An 18,073-nucleotide genomic window follows, 5' to 3' on the forward strand; every position below is an offset into this window, starting at 1 on the left:
CGGTCCCGCTTTCTGTGTACTTCCACCAGAGTCCACGAGGTTCTGCTGGAAGCGGTGTGCTACCGGCAGTGCAGGCGACCCCCGCTAGAAGTGGTAAACCCTAGTGCTCAATGACTTCATCAATCAGTTCTGGCCGGCCACAATCGACGGCCTGGCCTTCGGTTCGATCTACGCCCTGATAGCGCTCGGCTACACCATGGTGTACGGCGTGCTGCGTCTGATCAACTTCGCGCACTCGGAAGTGTTCATGATCGGGACCTTCGGCGCGATGTTCGTCCCGTTCGTGTTCGGCATAAGTTCACCTCTGACCGGCATCGCGCTGGCCGGGGTGATCCTGCTGATGGTCGTGGCCGGGATGCTCGCCTCCGCGGGAACCGCGGTGGCGCTGGAGCGGATCGCGTACCGGCCGTTGCGCAAGCGCGGGGCCTCCCGCCTCGCGGCGCTCATCTCGGCCATCGGTGCCTCGATCTTCCTGCAGGAGCTGTTCGCGCTCCTGGTGATTCCGAACGTCTTCAACCGCCCGCAGCAAGGCCGCATCCAGATGGGCCTTCCCCGGTTGATGGAACGGAACGAGCTTTTCTCGATCTTCGGCCACTCGGTCCGGGCGGACCAGGTGCTGGTGATCGTGGCGGCGGTCGGCATGATGATCGCCCTTGACGCCCTCGTCAACCGTACGAAGATCGGCCGTGGTATCCGCGCCACCGCGCAGGATCCGGAGGCGGCGGTCCTCATGGGCGTCGACATCAACAAGATCGTCCGGATGACGTTCCTGATCGGCGGCGGCATGGCCGGTGTGGCCGGGGCGCTGTATCTGATCTCGTACGAGAACACGTACTACTACATCGGCTTCCTCTTCGGGATCAAGGCGTTCACCGCGGCGGTCCTGGGCGGCATCGGCAACCTGCGCGGTGCTCTGGTGGGCGGTGTGGTGCTCGGCCTCGTGGAGAACTACGGGGCGATCTTCGCGGGCTCCGACTGGAAGCACGTGATCTCCTTCAGCATCCTCGTCTTGGTCCTGATGTTCCGCCCCACCGGAATCCTCGGTGAATCACTCCAGCAGGCGCGCGCATGAACCAGAAGAATTCACTGGCAGATTTCCGTCACAGGCTCAGCCAGTACGGCGACGCCGTACACGAGCGCTGGCTGAACACGCCGGGCTGGCAGCGCTGGGTCGTCTACGTTCTCCTGATCGTCGGGGCGCTGCTGCTGCCCTCGGAGAGCATCGGCTCGTTCATGTCGCCCTACACGGACTGGGCGAGCATCCTGTTCTTCCCGATCGGCACCTATGTGGTGCTGGCCATCGGGCTCAACGTGGTCGTCGGTCAGGCGGGCCTGCTCGACCTGGGGTTCGTCGCGTTCTACGCGGTCGGCGGCTACGCGATGGCGTTGATCGGCACCAGGCTCGGCTGGAACTTCTGGCTGATCCTGGTCGTCGGCATCGGGCTGTGCGCCCTGTCGGGCATCACGCTGGGCGCTCCGACGCTGCGGCTTCGCGGCGACTATCTGGCGATCGTCACGCTGGGCTTCGGCGAGATCATCCGGATCACGGCGCGTAACACCGACGCGATCGGCGGCCCGAACGGCGTCCGCGGCATCCCGCACCCGCCGAGCTTCCCCGACATCACGATCGGTGACGTGGCGATCTTCAAGTACGGCGTGCTCGACCCGCGGCCCTACTACTACCTGCTGGTCGCGCTCGCGGTCATCGTGATCATCCTGGTGAAGCGCTGGGAGAAGAGCCGGGTCGGACGGGCCTGGGCGGCGATCCGTGAGGACGAGGACGCGGCCGAGGTCATGGGTGTGCCGACGTTCCGCTTCAAGATGCTCGCCTTCGCGATCGGTGCCTCGATCGGCGGCGCGATGGGCGTGCTGTGGGCGGCCAAGGCCATCTCGATCAACCCGAACGACTTCCAGTTCCTGCTGTCCGCGACGATCCTGGCCGCGGTGGTCATGGGCGGCGCGGGCAACCTGCCGGGTGTCATCCTCGGCGCGTTCGTCGTGGCGTGGCTGCCTGAGCGCTTCCGTGGCCTGCAGGACTACCGCATGCTGATCTTCGGCGCGGTGCTGGTCGCTCTGATGATCTTCCGGCCCGAGGGGCTGCTGCCCTCGCGTCAACGCAAGGCGGAGCTGCAAGAGGGATCGGGCGGGATGGGAAGCCTCGGCGCAGAGGTGTCCGGTCCCGAGTCGCATGGTGAGGAGGTGGCCTCCCGATGAGCACCGAGGTGAGCGGGACGGCCGGTGGGCGCGGTGGCCGAGCGATGCTGGAACTGCAGGGTCTTGTCATGCGGTTCGGCGGCGTCACGGCGCTGCGCGAGGTCGATCTGACCATCGGCGAGGGGGAGATCTTCGCTCTCATCGGTCCGAACGGCGCGGGCAAGACCACGGTCTTCAACGTGGTGACCGGGGTCTACCAGCCGACGGAGGGGCAGGTCCTCTTCCAGGGCGAGCGGATCAGCGGTGTCAAGCGCTTCAGGATCACCAAGCGGGGCGTCGCCCGTACGTTCCAGAACATCCGGCTGTTCCACAACATGACGGCTGTGGAGAACGTCATGGTGGGCGCGGACGCGCACCACCGTTCGGGCATGCTGAGCGTGGCTCTCGGGCTTCCCGCGCACCGCAGGGCGGAGCGTGAGGGGCGCGCGCTGGCGATGGAGCTGCTCGACTTCGTCGGCATCTCGCATCGGGCGAACGACCACGCCAAGAACCTGCCCTACGGTGACCAGCGCAGGCTGGAGATCGCCCGCGCGCTGGCGACCAACCCGAAGTTGCTGCTGCTCGACGAGCCCGCCGCCGGTATGAACCCGGCGGAGAAGGTCGCCCTGCAGCAGCTGATCCGCGACATCCGCGACGCGGGGCGGACGATTCTCATCATCGAACACGACATGAGCCTCATCATGGGCATCAGCGACCGTATCGCGGTGCTGGACTTCGGCCAGAAGATCGCCGACGGCCTGCCGGACGAGGTGCGGAGCGACCCCCGGGTCATCGAGGCGTATTTGGGGGCTCCCGCAGATGCTTCTTGAGGTCAAGGACATCCACGTCCACTACGGAAAGATCGCGGCGCTCAAGGGCATCTCGGTCGAGGTGAACGAGGGCGAGATCGTCACGCTCATCGGCGCGAACGGGGCGGGCAAGACCACGACCCTGAAGACGATCTCCGGTCTGCGTGGCCTGACGTCGGGCAGCGTCGTCTTCGACGGCCAGGACATCAGCAAGATGCCGGGTCACAAGAGGGTCCTGGCGGGCCTGGGGCAGGCGCCTGAGGGCCGGGGGGTCTTCCCCGGTATGACGGTGCACGACAACCTGCTCATGGGTGCCTACACCCGTTCCGGTGACTTCGACGCGGACCTGGCCGAGGTCTACGAGCTGTTCCCGAGGCTCGCCGAGCGCAGGACGCAGATGGGCGGCACGATGTCCGGCGGTGAGCAGCAGATGCTGGCCATCGGGCGCGCGCTGATGGCCAAGCCGAAGGTGCTGCTGCTCGACGAGCCGTCGATGGGGCTGGCGCCGCTGATGGTGCAGCAGATCTTCTCGATCATCGAGGAGATCAACCGCCGTGGGACCACGGTGCTGCTGGTCGAGCAGAACGCCCAGCAGGCGCTGAAGCTGGCGCACCGGGCCTATGTCCTGGAGACCGGCAAGGTGGTCAAGAGCGCGCCCGCCGCCGACCTGCTCAACGACCCCGACGTGCAGGCCGCCTACCTGGGCGGCGGGCTCGGGCACGAGGCCTAGGAAGGGGTTCCACGTCCTCACCGCGCGCGTGCGGCGAGGACGTGCCCGGCCTAGCCCAGGGGGACGGTCGCGCCCTGGGTGGTGCCGCCGACGCCGAGGGGCGGGTCGCCGTACAGGCGGACGCCGGTGATCTTCGCGTCCTTGGGGACGTCGAACCACAGGTCCATCTCGATCCTGACCTCGGCGCCGAGCGGGAGGGTGTCCGGCTGGCGTTTGATGGCCTGGGCGAACCTGTCGACGGAGTGGGCCGTGCCGTCGGCGGTGAGGAGCCGCTGGCGGCCGGCGACGAAGCGGGAGTTGGTGCGGCCCGGGTTCTCGGCGACGATCCGCACGACCACGTACTGGCCCTTGGCCTGCCACTCGCCGTGGCTGCCGACGAACCCGTTCAGGCCGGTCTGCAGGCCGATCACCTGGAAGCGGATGTCGCCGTCCGTCACGGGCACGGCGGTGACCGGGTGCTCGCCCGGCCGTACCGGGCGGGGCGTCAGCCGGTAGGTGGGGGTGGGCGAGGGGGAGGGGGCCGCGGAGGGCTGCCCCGAGCACGCGGTGAGGAGCGCGGTGGCCAGGACGGCACCGGTCAACGTCTTTGGGAGGTTGCGCACACCGGGCAAGGTAACCGAGGCGTGGGCTGTTCCTCAATGCGCTTTCCCCATGGATTCGGGGAGTTTCGTAGCGGCCTTTACCCCACCTGAAGTGCGAAGATAGAATATTTGCACCGTTTTGTGGCTTGGTGATTTCCTGTCCCGGACCGTATTGGGTGGCAGTGTTGACCACTCGGCGTCCGAAGGTGTCAAGGGCCTGGTGGGGCATGATACCGATCATGGTGGCGCCGAAAGGGGTTGTTGTCCGAATCGTGTTGTAGCGGTGATCCATACGTCCGTACGGGTGGGCAGTATTACCCGGAGGTAACTGTCCACGATGTGACTCTGACCGAAGGAGGCCTTGTGGGCCTGAGTTTTGTTTCCCGTCGTGTGCTCGCGGCGGGGGCGGTGGTGGTCGCCGGCACGTTCGGCCTCGCGGCCTGCGGTACCGAGAACACCGGAGGTTCCTCCGCGAGCGCCCCCTCGGAGGGCGGCGTGAAGGTGGTCCACCCTGGCAAGCTGACCACCTGCACGAACCTTCCCTACGAGCCCTTCGAGTTCAAGGAAGGGGACAAGACCGTCGGCTTCGACATCGACATCGTCGACCTGGCGGCCAAGAAGCTCGGCCTGACCCAGGACGTCGTCGACATCGACTTCGCCGTCATCAAGAGCGGCGCGGCGATGGCCGCGGGCAAGTGCGACGTGGCGGCGGCGGGCATGACCATCACGCCCGAGCGCAAGGCCAACATCGACTTCTCCGTTCCGTACTTCGACGCGACCCAGGCGTTGCTCGGCAAGAAGGGCATCGGGATCAAGACCCTTGAGGAGGTCAAGGCGAAGAACCTGCGCCTGGGCGCGCAGGCCTCGACCACGGGCCTGGAGTACGTCAGGAAGAACGGCTTCGACCCCAAGGAGTTCGCGGACTCGCCCAAGGAGCTGCTCGGCCTGCAGTCCGGCCAGGTCGACGTGATCGTCCAGGACCTGCCGGTCGTGCTGGCCTGGCTGAAGAAGCCGGAGATCGCCGACAAGTTCGAGCTGCTCGCCAGCCTGGACACCGGTGAGCAGTACGGCATCGGCCTGAAGAAGGGCGCCGACCCGGCGCTGCTCAAGGCCGTCGACGAGGCGATCACCACGGCCAAGGCGGACGGAACCTACGAGAAGCTCTACGTCAAGTGGTTCGGTAAGAAGCCCGGAGAGCTCGGCTGATCCATGACCGACCAGTCAACGACGGCTGAGAAACCGGGTCCGGCGGGGCGCGCCCGCAGGACCCGGCTCAGTCCGCGAAAGAGACAACGCGTCAGCCGGGCCGTCCAGTACGCCGTGCTGGTCGCCGTGGCCGTGTTCCTCGTCCTGCGCATCGACTGGAACAGTCTGGCGCAGAACTTCGCCAAGCCGGAGATCGCCGCCGAGGCGTGGCCCGAGGTGATCACGGTCGCGCTGAAGAACACGATCATCTACTCGGTCGGCGGTTTCGTCTTCGCCTTCCTGTTCGGCCTGCTGCTGGCCCTGATGAGGATGTCGTCGGTGCTGCCGTACCGATGGCTCGCGATCGCCTACATCGAGGTCTTCCGGGGCCTGCCCGCGCTGCTCATCTTCCTGCTCATCCTGTTCCTGCCACAGGCGCTGCCCGGCTTCCAGGTGCCCGGCGACACCTACGGGCAGGGCATCCTGGGCCTGACGGTCGTCGGGTCCGCCTACATGGCCGAGACGCTGCGCGCGGGCCTGCAGGCCGTTCCCAAGGGCCAGATGGAGGCGGCGCGCTCGCTGGGCATGTCCCACACCCGCGCCACGGTCAGCATCGTCATCCCGCAGGCCGTGCGGATCGTCATCCCGCCGACGACCAACCAGTTCGTGTCCCTGCTCAAGGACTCCTCACTGGTGCTGTTCCTCGGCGTGACCAGCGAGTACGTCGAGCTCACCAAGTTCGGCAACGACCTGGCCTCCACACACGCCAACGCCACGCCCATCCTGGTCGTCGGCATCACGTATCTGCTCGTCACGATCCCGCTGGGTTACCTCGCGAACCGGCTGGAGAGACGGCAGGGGAGGGGACGGCGATGACCGAGCCGACGACCCAGGCGGCCGCCCCCGTGGCGCACGCGGTCGAGATCAGGGACCTGCACAAGCGCTTCGGCAGGCTGGAGGTGCTCAGGGGGATCGACTTCGCCGTCGACCCCGGCCAGGTGGTGTGCGTCATCGGCCCCTCCGGGTCGGGCAAGTCGACGCTGCTGCGCTGCGTGAACCTGCTGGAGCAGCCGACCTCGGGCAAGGTCGTGCTCGAAGGCGTCGAACTGACCGACCCCGACGTCGACATCGACGCGGCCCGGCGCCGTGTCGGCATGGTCTTCCAGCAGTTCAACCTCTTCCCGCACATGACCGTGCTGCAGAACGTGATGATCGCCCAGCGGCGGGTGCTCAGGCGCGGCGCGGCCGAGGCCGAGCGGATCGCCAGGGAGCACCTGGCGAAGGTCGGCGTCCTGGAGAAGGCGGCCTTCTACCCGGCCCAGCTGTCCGGCGGCCAGCAGCAGCGGGTGGCCATCGCCAGGGCGCTGGCCATGAACCCCGCGTTGATGCTCTTCGACGAACCGACCTCCGCGCTCGACCCGGAGCTGGTCGGCGACGTGCTCACGGTCATGCGCAAACTGGCCGAGGAGGGCATGACGATGCTCGTGGTCACCCATGAGATGGCCTTCGCCAGGGACGTGGCCGACCGCGTGGTCTTCATGGACGGAGGCGTGATCGTCGAGGACGGCCCCCCGGACCAGGTGATCGGCTCACCCCGGTACGAACGGACCAGGAGCTTCCTGCGCCGGGTGCTCGACCCCACGCACACCGACGTGTGACCCTCGGCCCCGTACGGCCCGAGCCCGGAAGGGCCCGGGGCGGGCCGTACGGGGCCGAGCGAACACGAGCCCGGGGAGAGCCTTTGGCGCCGCGCAGGACTTCCCCGACCCTGCGCGTTTTCTACTCGGCTCCCCCACGGGCATCGATGTCACCCACCGTAGCGACTCCTGTGGCAAGAGTGCAAAAAGGGGAGGTCGGGTAATGATCGAAAACCGGTGAGTTCCCGTTCAGGCGTCGCGCAGCATGCAGGTCAGGCGTGAGCTGCACACCCTGCGGTCCCGCTCGTCGGTGATCTCGATCTCGTAGGTCGCCACGCTCCTGCCGCCGTGCACCCGGGTCGCGACGCCGGTGACGTGGCCGGAGCTGACGGCGCGGTGGTGGGTGGCGCTGATCTCGATGCCGACCGCGACACGCCCCTGGCCCGCGTGCAGGGCCGCCCCGATCGAGCCCAGGGTCTCGGCCAGCACACATGAGGCCCCGCCGTGCAGCAGGCCGTACGGCTGGGTGTTGCCCTCGACGGGCATGCGGCCCGTGACCCGCTCGGGGGAGGCCCCGGTCAGCTCGATGCCCATCCGTTCGACGAGCGCGCCACCGGCGCCGCCGAGGGTCTCTTCGAGGATCCGGGCGACTTCCTGTGGGTCTGTCATGGTCAAGGGGGCGTCTCCTTGTCGCGGGACCAGCGTTTTCTGTCGTATCAGGAGACTAGGCTTCCCCTGTGCCGAAGAACGAAGCGACCCCCTCGCGTCCGTGTCTGCTGCTGCTGGATGGACACTCCCTGGCATACCGGGCCTTCTACGCCCTGCCCGAGGAGAACTTCTCCACCACGACGGGGCAGACGACCAACGCCGTCTTCGGGTTCACCTCCATGCTGGTCAACGTGCTCCGTGACGAGCGGCCCACGCACGTGGCGGTCTGCTTCGACCGGTCAGAGCCGACGTTCCGGCATACGGAGTACCCGGAGTACAAGGCCAACCGCAGCGCGGCCCCGGACAGCTTCCGCAGCCAGATGAGCCTGATCCACGAGATGCTCGACGCCCTGCGCGTGCCGTACCTGTCGCTGGCCGGATACGAGGCCGACGACCTGATCGCCACGCTCGCCACCCGCGCCGCCGCGCAGGACATGAACGTGCTGGTCGTCACCGGTGACCGCGACGCGCTCCAGCTGGTCGACGAGCGCATCACGGTGCTGATGACCAGGGTCGGCATCAGCAACATGACCAGGTTCACGCCCGAGGCCGTGCTGGAGAAGTACGAGCTCACCCCCGCCCAGTATCCCGACTTCGCGGCCATCAGAGGCGACAGCAGCGACAACCTCAGGAACATCCCCGGTGTCGGCGAGAAGACCGCGGCCAAGTGGATCCGCGAGTTCGGCTCGCTGGAGGAACTGGTCAACCGGGTCGACGAGGTCAAGGGCAAGGTCGGGGACAAGCTGCGCGACCACCTCGACCAGGTCCTGCTGAACCGCCGTCTCACCCAGCTCACCCGGGACGTCCCGCTCGAAGCCGAGGTCACGGCGCTGACGGTCGGCCAGGGCGAGCGCGCCGAGATCGACAAGATCCTCGACACGCTGGAGTTCAGGGGCGAGCTGCGCGACCGGCTGTTCAAGACCCTCTCCTCGGCCGAGCCGGAGACGGGCGAGGGCTTCGAGGTCGAGACGGTCGTGCTCGGGCCGGACGAGGTCGGGCCCTGGCTGCGGGCCATGCCGGAGGGCCGGGCGGGCCTGGCCTTCCGGGGTTCCCACGGCAGCGGCACCGGGCGGGTCGACAGCGTCGCGATCGCCGCGCCCGGCGACGGCGGGCGCGGCGCGGCCTTCATCGACCAGACGACGCTCACCGAGGCCGACGAGGCGGCGCTGCGCGAGTGGCTGTGCGACGCGTCGCGGCCCAAGGCCGTGCACGACGCCAAGGGGCTGATCCTGGCGCTGTGGGCCCAGGGGATGGACCTGCGCGGGCTGACCAGCGACACGGCGCTGGCGGCCTACCTGGCGATGCCCGGCCAGCGCTCGTTCCCGCTTGAGGACCTCGTCCGGGTCTACCTGCGCCGGGAGTTGCGCGGGGAGGAGGACAACAGCGGCCAGGCCAGCCTGTTCGACGACCAGGAGACCGACGCCGCCCACGACCTCGGGCTGCGGGCCATGGCCGTGCGGGAGCTGGCCGACGCCCTTGAGGACTTCCTCGAACCACGGGGCGGCACCCACCTGATGGGCGACGTCGAGCTGCCCCTGGTGACGGTCCTGGCCGAGCTCGAACGGGCCGGGATCGCCGCGGACGGTCCCTACCTCAGCGGCCTGGAGGCCGAGTTCGGCGCCGCGGTCAAGCAGGCCGTCGACGCCGCGCACGCCGCCGTCGGGGAGCAGTTCAACCTGGGCTCGCCCAAGCAGCTCCAGGAGATCCTGTTCGTCAAGCTCGGGCTGCCCAAGACCAAGAAGATCAAGACCGGCTACAGCACGGACGCCGAACAGCTGGCCTGGCTGGCCACGCAGACCGACCACGAGCTGCCGGCCATCATGCTCAGACACCGTGACCAGGCCAAGCTGCGCGTCACGGTCGAGGGGCTGATCAAGGAGATCGCCGACGACGGCCGGATCCACACCACGTTCAACCAGATCATGGCGGCCACCGGGCGGCTCAGCTCGGAGAAGCCCAACCTGCAGAACATCCCGATCCGCACCGCCGAGGGCCGCAGGATCCGGCAGGGCTTCGTGGTCGGCCAGGGCTACGAGACCCTGCTGACCGCCGACTACAGCCAGATCGAGCTGCGGATCATGGCCCACCTGTCCGGCGACGCGTCGCTGATCGCGGCCTTCGAGTCCGGGCACGACTTCCACCAGGCGACCGCCGCGCGGGTCTTCGACATCGAGCCCCAGCAGGTCACCGGTGAGATGCGGGCCAAGATCAAGGCGATGAACTACGGCCTCGCCTACGGACTGTCCGACTTCGGGCTCTCCGGGCAGCTCGGCATCCCGGTGCAGGAGGCCAGGGCCCTCAAGGACGAGTACTTCGAGGAGTTCGGCGGCGTCCGCGACTTCCTCAACGCGATCGTCGTCCAGGCCAGGCAGGACGGCTACACCGAGACCATCATGGGCCGCCGCCGCTACCTGCCCGACCTCAACAGCGACAACAGGCAGCGCAGGGAGATGGCCGAGCGGATGGCGCTCAACGCGCCGATCCAGGGGTCGGCGGCCGACATCATCAAGGTCGCCATGCTCGGTGTGCACGACGCGGTCAAGGAGGCCGCTCTGCGCTCGCGGATGCTGCTCCAGGTCCACGACGAGCTGGTGTTCGAGGTGGCGCCGGGAGAGCTGGAGACCCTGCGTGAGCTGGTCGTCGACCGGATGAACGCCGCCTACTCGCTGCGCGTCCCCCTTGAGGTCTCCGTCGGGGTCGGCCGCACCTGGGAGGACGCGGGCCACTGAGGGCCGCCTTCCCGGTTCGATCCTCCGCACCCGCCCCGTGACGTTCCGCGGGGCGGGCGTCGTCACGATGTGGTTCCCGTGCGGACACCCAGTGGTGACCAGGTAGATCATTGGTTGTTTGCCCGGCCTGCCCGAGTCTGTTCTAGGGTGGTAATCCAGTCGAGATCTCGATGGGTACGGGAGTTTTGTGCGGAGTTCAGCGCCACTGACGCAGATCATCATGCTCGCCAACGTGGTGGTTGTGATCACCGCGGTGGTGGTGCTCCTGGTGCGCCCCGACGCGGCGCCGACCTCCGTCTCACTGGCGGGTACGGCGACGCCGCTCAGCACACCGCCGGTGACACCGCCCGCCCAGACCCCCTCCCCGCCGCCGTCGCCCGGCCCCTCGCCCGCGGTCACGCTGCCCTCCGCGGAGCTGCCGCCGCCGGTGGTGGCCTCGCCGGAGTTCGCCCGGCAGGTCAAGGCCAACGAGGCCGGAGTGGTCCCGGTGCTGATGTACCACCGCATCCAGAAGAAGCGGCTGGCCTCCATCGACAGGACCCCCGCCCAGGTGCGCCAGGAGATGGAGCGGCTGGCCAGGGACGGCTACGTGCCGATCACCGCGCACGAGTTCGTCACCGGCGACATCCGTGTCCCGGCGGGCAAGCACCCGGTCGTGCTGACCTTCGACGACGGTCACCCGAGCCACTTCGCGCTCGACAAGGCGGGCGTGCCGCTCAAGGACACCGCGGTCGGAATCATCTATCAGGTGGCCAAGAAGTACCCAGATTTTCGGCCTGTCGCGACATTTTGGGTAAATCATCAGCCCTTCGGGCTGCGGGACGCGCGTGCCCAGGAGAACGCGGTGCGGTGGCTGGCCTCGCGCGGCTTCGAGGTGGCCAACCACACCTGGGACCACCCCTACCTGCCGGGCCTGTCGAAGAAGCGGGTCGCCGAGCAGCTCGTCCGCGTCCAGCGGATGCTGGCCAAGTACGGCGCGGGCACCCCGGACACGCTGGCGCTGCCGTTCGGCGCCATGCCGCGCAAACGGTCGACCGTCCAGAAGGGCAAGTGGGACGGCACCTCCTTCGCCTTCAAGGGCGTCTTCCTGGCCGGCGCGCAGCCGTCGGTCTCGCCGTTCACCAAGGACTACGACTGGCGGGCGATCCAGCGGGTCCAGAGCAACGGCAAGAAGGGCGAATGCCGTAAGTGGTGCTCGCAGTACTGGCTGGAGTGGCTCAACAAGCACCCGGGCAAGCGGTATACGGCCGACGGGGATCCCGAACGCATCTCCGTTCCACGGGAACTTCGGGGTAATATCAGCCCGCAGTGGAAGCAGCGGATCAATGCCTACTGACGGCGTTGAGCCATGGCTTTGTCATCGGTGTGTCGTGCTACCGGATTGACCAGGCTCGTCTGTTCTCATATGCTGATCGCTGCGCTGTGGGCTCGCGTGTGTCTCGGACCGAGTGGGCTCGCGCTCGATCAGGCCGGTGGATTCCCGGCTGAACGATAAGAGGCCTGCCGCGTGTTCGCCACATCGACATCTGTCCGCGTTCGGAGCAATTCCACACATGACGAGCAGCACTGAGGCCACCTCGAGCACCCCGCAGGTAGCGGTCAACGACATCGGCTCCGAGGAAGAGTTCCTCGCAGCGATCGACCTGACCATCAAGTACTTCAACGACGGCGACATCGTCGAGGGCACCGTCGTCAAGGTCGATCGAGACGAAGTTTTGCTCGACATCGGCTACAAGACCGAGGGCGTCATCCCCTCGCGTGAGCTCTCGATCAAGCATGATGTCGACCCGGCGGACGTCGTCGAGGTTGGCGAGCACGTCGAGGCCCTTGTCCTCCAGAAGGAGGACAAGGAAGGCCGTCTCATCCTGTCCAAGAAGCGCGCCCAGTACGAGCGCGCCTGGGGCACGATCGAGAAGATCAAGGACGAGGACGGCATCGTCACCGGCACCGTCATCGAGGTCGTCAAGGGCGGCCTGATCCTCGACATCGGTCTGCGCGGCTTCCTTCCCGCCTCGCTGGTCGAGATGCGCCGGGTCCGCGACCTGCAGCCCTACGTGGGCCGTGAGCTCGAGGCCAAGATCATCGAGCTGGACAAGAACCGCAACAACGTGGTCCTGTCCCGCCGTGCCTGGCTGGAGCAGACCCAGTCCGAGGTTCGCCAGACGTTCCTCAACACCCTCCAGAAGGGCCAGGTCCGCAAGGGCGTCGTGTCCTCGATCGTCAACTTCGGTGCCTTCGTGGACCTCGGTGGCGTCGACGGACTGGTTCACGTCTCCGAGCTGTCCTGGAAGCACATCGACCACCCCTCCGAGGTCGTCGAGGTCGGCCAGGAGGTCACCGTCGAGGTTCTCGACGTCGACATGGAGCGCGAGCGGGTCTCGCTGTCGCTCAAGGCGACGCAGGAGGACCCCTGGCAGCAGTTCGCCCGCACCCACCAGATCGGCCAGGTCGTGCCGGGCCGCGTCACCAAGCTGGTGCCGTTCGGCGCGTTCGTCCGCGTCGAGGAGGGCATCGAGGGCCTGGTCCACATCTCCGAGCTGGCCGAGCGCCACGTCGAGATCCCCGAGCAGGTCGTCCAGGTCGGCGACGAGATCTTCGTGAAGATCATCGACATCGACCTCGACCGCCGCAGGATCTCGCTGTCGCTCAAGCAGGCCAACGAGAGCGCGCTGGGCGCCGACGTCGAGTTCGACCCCACGCTGTACGGCATGGCGGCGACCTACGACGACTCGGGCAACTACATCTACCCCGAGGGCTTCGACTCCGAGACCGGCGAGTGGCTTGAGGGCTTCGACCGCCAGCGCGAGGAGTGGGAGCGGCAGTACGCCGAGGCCCAGACCCGCTTCGAGGCGCACAAGCGTCAGATCGAGGAGGCCCGCAAGGCCGAGGCGGAGGCGGGCGAGGCAGCCCCCACCTCCTACTCGGGCGAGACCCCGGCCTCCGGTTCGAGCTCCTCCGCTCCGGCGGCGGGCGCTCTTGCCTCCGACGAGGCTCTCGCCGCCCTGCGGGAGAAGCTCGCGGGCGGTCAGAGCTGACCTCTTCCAGTGGTTGATGTGGCGATCTGAAGATCCGAGGAAGGGCCCCGCTCAGGCGGGGCCCTTTTTCGTGCCCGCCGATCCGCCCGGGGCGCGCTCCCGGCCTGTCCGGTGCCGGGGGCCGGGTTCACCCGTCGCCGGCCACGCTAGGGTTGGCGGGTGACCATGATCGGGCGGGCGGCCCCCGCGGACGCGGGAGAGATCCTCACGGTCCAGCGGGCCGCGTACGTGAGCGAGGCCCAGCTCTACGGCGATCCGTTCATCCCGCCTCTGGTCGAGTCCGCCGAGCAGGTCGAGCGGGCGATACGGACCGGTGTCGTGCTCGTCGCCAGGCGGGACGGACGGATCGCCGGGGCGGTTCGCGGGCAGATGTCCGGCACCACCTGCCTGGTCGGCCGCCTGGTGGTCGCGCCCGACCTGCAGGGTGGGGGTGTCGGCGGCGCCCTGCTGGACGCCCTTCACGGGGAGATGGGCTCCGCCCTGGCGTTCGACCTGTTCACCGGGCACCTGTCGGAGGGCAACCTGCGGCTCTACCGCCGGCGCGGCTACCGTGAGACCCACCGGGAGCGGATGAGCGACCACCTGACCCTGGTCCACCTGCGCAGGCAGCGGTAGCGGCGCGTATTCTGCGGACCATGTTGAAGGTGGGGCTCACCGGAGGGATCGGTTCCGGCAAGAGCGAGGTGTCACGGCGTCTGGCCGCCAGGGGCGCCATGGTGATCGACGCCGACATGATCGCCCGTGAGGTGGTCGAGCCGGGAACCGAGGGGCTGGAACGGATCGTCGCGATCTTCGGTCCGGACGTCCTGCGCGAGGACGGCTCGCTCGACCGGGGACGGCTCGGCTCGATCGTCTTCGCCGACTCCGAGAAACTGGCCTCCCTCAACGCCGTCGTGCACCCGCTGGTCGGGGAGCGGGTCGCCGAACTGCAGAGCCAGGCGGACGAGGACGCCATCGTCGTCTACGACGTGCCGCTGCTGGTCGAGAACAACCTCGCCCCGATGTACGACGTGGTCGTGGTCGTCGACGCGGCCGACGAGACGCGCGCCGGACGGCTGCTGACGCTGCGCGGCATGACCGAGGCCGACGTCAGGGCCAGGATCGCCGCCCAGGCGAGCCGTGAGGAGCGGCTGAGGGCCGCCGACGTCGTGGTGCCCAACGAGGGGTCCCTGGAGGAGCTGGAGGCCCGGGTGGAGGCTCTGTGGGCCGATCTGGCCGCACGCGCGAAGGCCTGAGCGCGAGGGCGTACGGCTGGGCTCCGCCTATGGGACGAGAAAGGACGATCCTCTTGGATGAGGACGCCTTACCGTAAATCGTCCAATCGGCTCAGGTGGCCGGGGGATCCGCTCCTTTACCGTCGAGTTACTTTCATCGGCGGCGGGGGGCGACGTGCGGGGCGTTCGAGGTGTGGGCGGGATCATGGCGGCCGTGACGGCCGTCGTTCTTCTCCTCGCGCCGTTGCTGTCGCCGAGCCCCGGCCTGCCCGGGCCGGGAAGCCTGATGTCCGGCGGGACGCCCGAGGGCCTCCACCTCCAGATCGCCGCCCATCCGGACGACGACCTGCTCTTCATGAGCCCCGACCTGCTGAGGCTGCTCGCGCGTGGCGCGAGCACCGTCACCGTCTATCTCACCGCGGGGGAGGGGACGGCGGGGGTCGGCGACGGGCACCCGCCCAGGCGGTACAGCATCGACAGGCAGCGGGGGGTCAGGGCCGCCTACGCCTGGGCCGCCGGGGTTCGTGACCGGTGGCGGCGGAACCTGATGACCGTGGGCAGGATCCGGGCCGAGGTGGACACGCTGGCGGACAGGCCACAGGTCCGGCTCGTCTTCGCCGGACTGCCCGACGGCGGCGACCCCAGGGCGGACGGCGGAAGGAGCGCCCTGAGCCGCCTGTGGGCCGCCTCAGAGGACCTGAGCTGCGTGCGCCCCTTCACCAGGCCCTCCGTCTGCCTGTCCCGCTCCGACGTCCTGGAGGCGCTCCGCGGGCTGATGCGGGTCTTCCGGCCTTCGGTGCTGAACACCCTCGATCCGGACCCGCCGCCGGGCGTCGCCGACCACCCCGACCACATCGCCGCCGCGAGGTTCGCGGCGGCGGCCGCCCCGCCGGGAGTCAGGGTGGTCGTCTACCGGGGCTACACCACGCTGCCCCTGCCCCCCAACCTCACCCCCGCCGAACACGAGATCAAGCGCGAGGCCTTCGCCGTCTACCGGGGACACGACTACCGGGCGGGCTCGGGCCGCCGCTACGACGCCTGGCTGCGGCGGATGTACCGCGGCCCCGGCGAGGCCTCGCCGTGAGGGACGTCACGGCGAGGGGTGGCGCGCCCGGGGGGCGTGGGGGGCGGGGGAGCGGCCCCGGTCGGCGGGAGGCGGCCGCCGGGGCGCAGCCGTGAAAGGCGGGTCAGAACCAGCCGCGGCGCTGGGCCATCGAGTGCAGGCCCGCGCGCAGCGACTGCTCCACCTGGCCGGGGTGGTCGTCGTAGTGGACCGTGAACCGGTTGTAGGTGTCGTGACTCGAGGTCAGGAAGCCGCCGCGCTTGTCGGCCTCCAGGATGACGTCCACCGCCCGCGGGCCCGCGATGAAGGTCAGTTCGAGCTCGCTGAAGTGCCGGGAGTACTCGGGGCCGACGTAGTACTCGATCTCCTGGAAGAACGGCATCCGGGAGCCGTGCAGCGTGCCGCGCTCCAGGTCGGCCTTCTTGAAGCGGAAGCCCATGTTGTCGAGCGCGCCGAGCACGTGGTCCTGGGCGGGCAGCGGGTTGACGAACAGCGCGTCGAGGTCGCCCTTGTCCAGCGCCCCGGCCAGGGACAGCTCGGTGGAGACACCGAGCTGCATGCCGCGCAGCGGGTGGCCGCCGATGGCGCTGATCGGGGTCTCCCACGGGACGGGGATCTCGAACGGGGCCGACTGCGGCGCTCCCGCGGCCAGGTGGAAGGAACCGGTGATCTGCTGGCGCAGGAAGCTGTAGGTGGTCTTGTACTCGTTGTCGCCGCTTTCGACCTCGACGACCGCGGTGAAGTCGATGAAGATGCCCTCCACCCGGTAGTCGGAGCCGCCGCCGCGGAAGTTGACCTGTCCGCGCAGGGTCTCGCCGGGGCGGACGTTGGAGTTCAGCAGCACCGTGTCGACCTCGACGCCGGCGCCGAAGGCGGCCATGAGTTTACGGAACACCATTGGGGGACTCCCGGGGTTGAGATGTTTCAGTTGGGTTCAACGGACGGTTTGGCCTGGCCGTTCCCCGCGCCGCCGTCCGCGCTGAGCTGCGGCAGGAGCTGGGCGAGGAGCAGGGTGGCCAGCGGAGAGGTCTCGCCTGAGGCGCCGCCGGTGCGCACGACGATCGGGCGGGGGGCGTTCTCGGCGAGCTTGGCGCCCACGTCGAGACGGCGGCGGGCCAGCTCGTACTGGAGCACGGCGCGGTTGTCACGGTAGGAGTCGGCGAGCCTGCGCAGCCCCTTGGCCTCGTTCTCCGCCGAGGTCAGCTCGGCCCTGCCCCTGGCCTCGATCTCCCAGCGCACCCGCTGGGCCTGCGTCTCGTGCTCCTCCAGCATGCGGGCGACGTCCTTGCGGGCGGTGTTGGCCGCGGCCCTGACCTCGACGATACGGGCGTCCCTGGTCTTCTTGGCCCGCTCGATCTCCATGAGCAGGGTGTCGATGCGGCGCTTGCGGGTCAGCTCCCACTCACGCTCGAAGGCCGACAGCTCCTTGGCGACCTTCTCCCGGGTCGCCAGGTGCTGCTGGTACTGGTCGGGCAGCTGCACGTCGGGGATGTTCGCGCCGGTGATGCGCACGCCGTACCTGCCGAGCTGGCGGGTCAGCAGCTCCTGCATGTCTCCCACGTCGGAGCCGCGCAGGTCGTAGGCCCGCTCGGTGTGGACCCTGCGGCTGCGCTGGCGGATGGCGTCCTGTACGGCGCTGCTGAGCACGAGGTCGAAGTTGCCCGCCCCGATCGTCCTGACGAAGGCGACCGGATCGACGATGCGGAACTTCAGGAAGAACTCGATCGACTTCAGCGGCACGTTCTCCGCCGTCGGGCAGGCCGCGATCGGCGCCGAGTAGGGGATCTCGGTCGAGGTGTCCACGACCGCGTCGACCCGGTCCCAGGGCAGCCACAGGTAGTGACGGCCGGGGGGCAGGGTGCCGACGATCGCCCCCCACCGGCTGCGCACGCCGGTCGTGCCCTCCTCGATCTCGACGATGGCCCTGCGCCACAGCCAGACCAGGGCGGTCAGCAGGAAGAACACCGCGCCCACGGCGGCCAGGGCGGACAGGACGCCGCCACCGCCGAGCAGAGCGGTGCCCACGAGGTAGAGCGCGAACATCAGCAGCGCGACCCAGGCGAAACCCCTGCGGTCCTTGGGGATCACGACCGGGACGATCTGGCCGGACTCGCCGCCGCGCAGCAGCTGGCGGATCTCCGACCAGGAGGCCAGCGATTCCTTGATCTTGGAGAACTCTCTGCTCATCT

The 18,073-nt window shown here is 68.6% G+C and carries 17 protein-coding genes; 13 read left to right on the forward strand and 4 right to left on the reverse strand.

Annotated features, from left to right (window positions below):
* The first annotated feature begins 103 nt into the window (after positions 1-103).
* From ABZ463_RS00105 to ABZ463_RS00120, 4 genes are read left to right on the forward strand one after another with little or no spacing between them, the layout of a single operon-like run.
* Positions 104-1,072, forward strand: coding sequence for a branched-chain amino acid ABC transporter permease (locus tag ABZ463_RS00105; protein WP_352009072.1), 969 nt, complete (start codon positions 104-106; stop codon positions 1,070-1,072).
* Entirely contained in the window at positions 1,069-2,214 is a 1,146-nt protein-coding gene (locus ABZ463_RS00110) for a branched-chain amino acid ABC transporter permease (RefSeq protein ID WP_352009073.1), read from the forward strand. Before ABZ463_RS00105 ends, ABZ463_RS00110 begins: the two co-directional genes overlap by 4 nt.
* Positions 2,211-3,023, forward strand: a complete 813-nt coding sequence (locus ABZ463_RS00115; RefSeq protein ID WP_362771583.1) for an ABC transporter ATP-binding protein — start codon at positions 2,211-2,213, stop codon at positions 3,021-3,023. Before ABZ463_RS00110 ends, ABZ463_RS00115 begins: the two co-directional genes overlap by 4 nt.
* Positions 3,013-3,732: an ABC transporter ATP-binding protein gene (locus ABZ463_RS00120; protein ID WP_352009075.1), complete on the forward strand. Its 720-nt coding sequence runs from the start codon at positions 3,013-3,015 to the stop codon at positions 3,730-3,732. The genes ABZ463_RS00115 and ABZ463_RS00120 overlap by 11 nt, the downstream gene beginning before the upstream one ends.
* A 50-nt stretch (positions 3,733-3,782) precedes the next feature.
* On the opposite strand, the gene ABZ463_RS00125 is transcribed toward ABZ463_RS00120, so the two are convergent.
* Entirely contained in the window at positions 3,783-4,334 is a 552-nt protein-coding gene (locus ABZ463_RS00125; protein ID WP_362771585.1) for a DUF4352 domain-containing protein, read from the reverse strand.
* A gap of 342 nt (positions 4,335-4,676) precedes the next feature.
* Between ABZ463_RS00125 and ABZ463_RS00130 the strand changes: the two genes are divergently transcribed.
* Genes ABZ463_RS00130 through ABZ463_RS00140 form a run of 3 tightly spaced genes read left to right on the forward strand, consistent with a single transcriptional unit; the run spans position 4,677 to position 7,156 of the window.
* Positions 4,677-5,519, forward strand: a complete 843-nt coding sequence (locus tag ABZ463_RS00130) for an ABC transporter substrate-binding protein (RefSeq protein ID WP_352009077.1) — start codon at positions 4,677-4,679, stop codon at positions 5,517-5,519.
* A gap of 3 nt (positions 5,520-5,522) precedes the next feature.
* Positions 5,523-6,374 carry an amino acid ABC transporter permease gene (locus ABZ463_RS00135; protein ID WP_362771587.1) on the forward strand — a complete coding sequence of 284 codons (852 nt, stop codon included), beginning with the start codon at positions 5,523-5,525 and terminating at the stop codon, positions 6,372-6,374.
* The gene (locus ABZ463_RS00140) at positions 6,371-7,156 is read left to right on the forward strand and encodes an amino acid ABC transporter ATP-binding protein (RefSeq protein WP_352009079.1); all 786 of its coding nucleotides are present in this window, start codon (positions 6,371-6,373) and stop codon (positions 7,154-7,156) included. Before ABZ463_RS00135 ends, ABZ463_RS00140 begins: the two co-directional genes overlap by 4 nt.
* A 228-nt stretch (positions 7,157-7,384) precedes the next feature.
* On the opposite strand, the gene ABZ463_RS00145 is transcribed toward ABZ463_RS00140, so the two are convergent.
* Positions 7,385-7,804, reverse strand: a complete 420-nt coding sequence (locus tag ABZ463_RS00145; protein ID WP_352009080.1) for a hotdog fold thioesterase — start codon at positions 7,802-7,804, stop codon at positions 7,385-7,387.
* Between the two features lie 68 nt (positions 7,805-7,872).
* Between ABZ463_RS00145 and polA the strand changes: the two genes are divergently transcribed.
* From polA to ABZ463_RS00175, 6 genes are all read left to right on the forward strand, one after another.
* The gene (gene polA / locus ABZ463_RS00150; protein WP_352009081.1) at positions 7,873-10,572 is read left to right on the forward strand and encodes a DNA polymerase I; all 2,700 of its coding nucleotides are present in this window, start codon (positions 7,873-7,875) and stop codon (positions 10,570-10,572) included.
* A 187-nt stretch (positions 10,573-10,759) separates the two neighbouring features.
* On the forward strand, positions 10,760-11,908 hold the full coding sequence (locus ABZ463_RS00155) for a polysaccharide deacetylase family protein (RefSeq protein ID WP_352009082.1): 1,149 nt from the start codon (positions 10,760-10,762) through the stop codon (positions 11,906-11,908).
* Between the two features lie 217 nt (positions 11,909-12,125).
* Positions 12,126-13,607, forward strand: coding sequence for a 30S ribosomal protein S1 (rpsA, locus tag ABZ463_RS00160; protein WP_352009083.1), 1,482 nt, complete (start codon positions 12,126-12,128; stop codon positions 13,605-13,607).
* Between the two features lie 165 nt (positions 13,608-13,772).
* Positions 13,773-14,222, forward strand: coding sequence for a GNAT family N-acetyltransferase (locus ABZ463_RS00165; protein WP_352009464.1), 450 nt, complete (start codon positions 13,773-13,775; stop codon positions 14,220-14,222).
* Positions 14,223-14,242: 20 nt separating this feature from the next.
* On the forward strand, positions 14,243-14,842 hold the full coding sequence (coaE, locus tag ABZ463_RS00170; RefSeq protein WP_362771591.1) for a dephospho-CoA kinase: 600 nt from the start codon (positions 14,243-14,245) through the stop codon (positions 14,840-14,842).
* A gap of 193 nt (positions 14,843-15,035) precedes the next feature.
* Positions 15,036-15,905 (forward strand): PIG-L family deacetylase, encoded by an 870-nt coding sequence (locus ABZ463_RS00175; RefSeq protein ID WP_362771593.1) that lies wholly within the window; start codon positions 15,036-15,038, stop codon positions 15,903-15,905.
* 103 nt (positions 15,906-16,008) lie between these two features.
* Here the strand turns inward: ABZ463_RS00175 and ABZ463_RS00180 are convergent, their stop codons facing one another.
* A complete protein-coding gene (locus tag ABZ463_RS00180) occupies positions 16,009-16,782 on the reverse strand; it encodes a sporulation protein (protein WP_352009086.1) in 774 nt (257 codons plus the stop codon).
* Positions 16,783-16,808: 26 nt separating this feature from the next.
* Positions 16,809-18,071, reverse strand: a complete 1,263-nt coding sequence (locus tag ABZ463_RS00185) for an SPFH domain-containing protein (protein WP_352009087.1) — start codon at positions 18,069-18,071, stop codon at positions 16,809-16,811.
* Positions 18,072-18,073: the final 2 nt, after the last annotated feature.

The organism is Streptosporangium sp. NPDC020145, from assembly GCF_040631275.1.
Lineage (GTDB): Bacteria > Actinomycetota > Actinomycetes > Streptosporangiales > Streptosporangiaceae > Streptosporangium.

Coding starts and splice junctions, on each gene's coding strand:
- ABZ463_RS00110 (WP_352009073.1), top strand. CDS start 1,069: ATGAACCAGAAGAATTCACTGGCAGATTTCCGTCACAGGCTCAGCCAG.
- ABZ463_RS00115 (WP_362771583.1), top strand. CDS start 2,211: ATGAGCACCGAGGTGAGCGGGACGGCCGGTGGGCGCGGTGGCCGAGCG.
- ABZ463_RS00120 (WP_352009075.1), top strand. CDS start 3,013: ATGCTTCTTGAGGTCAAGGACATCCACGTCCACTACGGAAAGATCGCG.
- ABZ463_RS00135 (WP_362771587.1), top strand. CDS start 5,523: ATGACCGACCAGTCAACGACGGCTGAGAAACCGGGTCCGGCGGGGCGC.
- ABZ463_RS00140 (WP_352009079.1), top strand. CDS start 6,371: ATGACCGAGCCGACGACCCAGGCGGCCGCCCCCGTGGCGCACGCGGTC.
- ABZ463_RS00145 (WP_352009080.1), bottom strand. CDS start 7,804: ATGACAGACCCACAGGAAGTCGCCCGGATCCTCGAAGAGACCCTCGGC.
- rpsA (WP_352009083.1), top strand. CDS start 12,126: ATGACGAGCAGCACTGAGGCCACCTCGAGCACCCCGCAGGTAGCGGTC.
- ABZ463_RS00165 (WP_352009464.1), top strand. CDS start 13,773: ATGATCGGGCGGGCGGCCCCCGCGGACGCGGGAGAGATCCTCACGGTC.
- coaE (WP_362771591.1), top strand. CDS start 14,243: ATGTTGAAGGTGGGGCTCACCGGAGGGATCGGTTCCGGCAAGAGCGAG.
- ABZ463_RS00180 (WP_352009086.1), bottom strand. CDS start 16,782: ATGGTGTTCCGTAAACTCATGGCCGCCTTCGGCGCCGGCGTCGAGGTC.
- ABZ463_RS00185 (WP_352009087.1), bottom strand. CDS start 18,071: ATGAGCAGAGAGTTCTCCAAGATCAAGGAATCGCTGGCCTCCTGGTCG.